Origin of the sequence: Pseudonocardia halophobica (assembly GCF_027922425.1) — a bacterium.
GTDB classification, from domain to species: domain Bacteria; phylum Actinomycetota; class Actinomycetes; order Mycobacteriales; family Pseudonocardiaceae; genus Pseudonocardia; species Pseudonocardia halophobica.
The window spans coordinates 1-3,016 of sequence record NZ_BSFQ01000083.1 but is presented as its reverse complement, the minus strand read 5'-3'; the positions used below and the strand labels follow the sequence as shown (position 1 = coordinate 3,016).

Annotated in this window: 4 protein-coding genes; all 4 read left to right on the top strand. The window is 70.5% G+C overall.

Going from position 1 to position 3,016, the window contains the following annotated elements:
* Nucleotides 1–117: 117 nt before the first annotated feature.
* The 4 genes from PKE99_RS37160 (at nt 118) to PKE99_RS37145 (ending at nt 2,894) form a co-directional block, all read left to right on the top strand.
* Entirely contained in the window at nt 118–1,272 is a 1,155-nt protein-coding gene (locus PKE99_RS37160; RefSeq protein ID WP_037053503.1) for a glutathione-independent formaldehyde dehydrogenase, read from the top strand.
* Between the two features lies 1 nt (nt 1,273).
* Nucleotides 1,274–1,852, top strand: coding sequence for a type 1 glutamine amidotransferase domain-containing protein (locus PKE99_RS37155; protein ID WP_037053500.1), 579 nt, complete (start codon nt 1,274–1,276; stop codon nt 1,850–1,852).
* 67 nt (nt 1,853–1,919) lie between these two features.
* Nucleotides 1,920–2,552, top strand: coding sequence for a DUF1345 domain-containing protein (locus tag PKE99_RS37150; protein WP_271214985.1), 633 nt, complete (start codon nt 1,920–1,922; stop codon nt 2,550–2,552).
* 102 nt (nt 2,553–2,654) lie between these two features.
* Nucleotides 2,655–2,894 (top strand): hypothetical protein, encoded by a 240-nt coding sequence (locus PKE99_RS37145; protein ID WP_156068080.1) that lies wholly within the window; start codon nt 2,655–2,657, stop codon nt 2,892–2,894.
* Nucleotides 2,895–3,016: the final 122 nt, after the last annotated feature.

The window sequence follows — 3,016 nt, the reverse complement described above, 5'->3', positions numbered from 1 at the left end:
GGGCATGTCTGCCGATATCGCTGCGTCTGCGCCTGGGGTCGGATGGATCAGTGCCCGGCGTCGCCACTGCGTCGATGCTCAGGGCCGCCCGAGTACCGACAGCAACGAGGAGGCAGCGTGAAGGCAGTCGTCTATGACGGACCGCGCAAGGTCAGTGTCACGGATGTGCCGGATGCCCGTATCGAGCGACCGACGGACGTGCTCGTGCGGATCACCACCACCAACATCTGTGGCTCTGACCTGCACATGTACGAGGGCCGGACGGACTTCGAGCAGGGTCGATGGTTCGGGCACGAGAACATGGGCGAGGTCATCGAGGTCGGCGACGGCGTCGACAAGGTCCAGGTGGGCGACCGTGTCGTCCTCCCGTTCAACGTGGCCTGTGGGCACTGCAAGAACTGCGAGCACGGCCTGACGAACTACTGCCTGACCGCCCAGCCGGTCAAGGAGTGGGCCGGCGCCGCCTACGGGTTCGCCGACATGGGACCGTGGCCCGGCGGCCAGGCCGAACTGCTCCGGGTGCCCTGGGGCGACTTCAACTGCCTGCGTCTGGGGGAGGACGCGGACGAGAAGGCCTCCGACTACGTGATGCTGGCCGACATCTGGCCGACCGGCTATCACGCCACCGAGCTGGCCGGCGTCTCGCCCGGGGACCAGACGGTGATCTACGGCTCCGGCCCTGTCGGGCTGATGGCCGCACTCTCGGCCACCATTCGCGGGGCCAGCAAGGTCATGGTCGTCGACCGCCATCCCGACCGGCTGCGGCTGGCCGAGTCGATCGGCGCGATCCCGATCGACGACTCGAAGGTCGACCCGGTGGAGGCCGTGCTGGAGCAGACGATGGGTCTCGGTGCGGACAACGGCTGCGAGTGCGTGGGCTACCAGGCCCACGACCCCGAGGGGCACGAGCACCCGAACGACACCATGAACAAGCTGGTGAAGTCGGTGCGCTTCACCGGCCGGATCGGCTGCATCGGCGTCTTCGTGCCGCAGGACCCCGGGGGGCCTGACGAGCTGGCCAAGAACGGCCAGATCGCCTTCGACTACGGCATGTACTGGTTCAAGGGCCAGCACATCGGCAGCGGCCAGGCCCCGGTGAAGAGGTACAACCGGCAGCTGCGCGACCTGATCGCCGCAGGCAAGGCCGAGCCGTCGTTCATCGTCAGCCACGAGTTGCCGCTGAGCGAGGCGCCGGACGCGTACAGGCACTTCGATGCCAGGGACGAGGGCTGGACCAAGGTCGTCCTCAAGCCGGCGATGGCGGGAGCCTGACATGGCAGATGAGCTGAACGGACGGCGGGTCGCCGTCCTCGCGGCCGACGGTGTGGAGCGGGTGGAGCTCGAGAAGCCGCGACAGGCCCTCGACCGGGCCGGGGCTGCGACCACGCTGCTCTCGATCCACGACGGCGAGATCGCAGCACGCGACCACGACCTCGACGATGCCGGCACGTTCACCGTCGACAAGCTGGTCGGCGATGTGTCACCGGACGACTTCGACGCGCTGGTCTTGCCGGGGGGCACGGTGAACCCGGATCAGCTGCGGATGGACCAGACCGCGATGAGCTTCGTGCGCAGTTTCGTGGACTCCGGCAAGCCGGTGGCCTCGATCTGCCACGGACCGTGGAGCCTGGTCGAGGTCGACCGTGTCCGCGGCCGGCGGCTGACCTCCTGGCCGAGCCTGCGCACCGACTTGCGCAACGCCGGCGCCGAGGTGGTCGACGAGGAGGTCGTGACGGACGGCAACCTCACGACCAGCCGCTCGCCGGACGACCTGCCCGCCTTCTGCGAGCGCATCGTCCAGGAGTTCGCCGGTGCGGGAGCAGCGGCCGGTGGGCGTGACTCGTCCTCCTGAGCCGGAAGCGTCGGGTGGGGGTGGCCCGGGTGGCCGCGGTGCTCCCGCGGCGAGCGCCGCCGGGGCGGTGGGAGGGCCGGAACGCCGGATCATCTCCTGGCGCCGCCTGGCGGTGTCGCTCGCCGCTGGCGCCGCGGCTGCGGTCGCCGTGGCCCTGCTCGGCACGGCCCGGCTGGCGGTCCTCGTCGGCTGGGCTGTTGCCGCGTCGGTCGTCCTGGTGTGGGTCAGCCGCATCAGCTGGCCGCAGGACCAGCGGGGCACCAAACGCCTGGCGGAGGAAGAGGGACGGTCCCACGTCACGGACACGGCGGTTCTCGTCGCGGCCGTGGCCAGCCTGGTCGCGATTCTTCAGGCCGTCGCCAGCGCCGGCCAGCACGACGCGGTGGCGGTCGCGGTCGTCGTCCTCGCCGTCGTCGACGCGATCCTCTCCTGGGCGCTGGTGAACACCGTCTTCGCCCTCAAGTACGCACGGCTCTACTTCGCGGGCAACGACGGCGGCATCGAGTTCCACCACGACGAGGCGCCGGTGTACGCCGATTTCGCCTACGTCGCGTTCACCGTCGGCATGACGTACGCCGTGTCCGAGACCCGGCTGGAGACCACGCAGATGCGCAAGGTGGGTCTGGGGCACGCCCTCCTGTCCTACCTGTTCGGGACCGTGGTGATCGCAATCGGCGTCAGCCTGCTGACCAACCTGTGACAGTGCGCCGGGGCGGGTGGGCATCCGGCTGCAATCGGGGCGCTCGCGGCCGACCGCCGTGGAGCTGAACGCCGCCGCGGCGGCCGACCGGAGGAGAGGGCAATGCGTGCAGAGGACCTGTCAGGAGCGGATGCCGCCGTGTACCGCGCCGTTGCCGAGCGGGAGGTGGGCACGGGTGCGCCCCATCTGCAGGACATCGCCCGCCAGGCAGGGTTGAGCCTGGAGGCGACCCGCACGGCCGTTCACCGGCTCCTGCACACCGAGCCGAAGATCCTGCACGAGGTCCCCGACACCGGCCGGACCGACCTGGGGCCGTTCTACGAACTCGCGCCCCGCACCTGACCCCGACCGCCGGGGCCCGGCCCTCCGGACCGGAACCGGCTCACTCGGCTCGGCCTCGCGGATCGCGCATGTGCTCGGCGACGCGCGGAGGTGCGTCCGTACGCGCCTGCTCTGCAGCCAGG

Bases quoted from the DNA above. Each gene is read 5' to 3' on its own strand.
- PKE99_RS37155 (WP_037053500.1), top strand. From the start codon at position 1,274: ATGGCAGATGAGCTGAACGGACGGCGGGTCGCCGTCCTCGCGGCCGAC.
- PKE99_RS37145 (WP_156068080.1), top strand. From the start codon at position 2,655: ATGCGTGCAGAGGACCTGTCAGGAGCGGATGCCGCCGTGTACCGCGCC.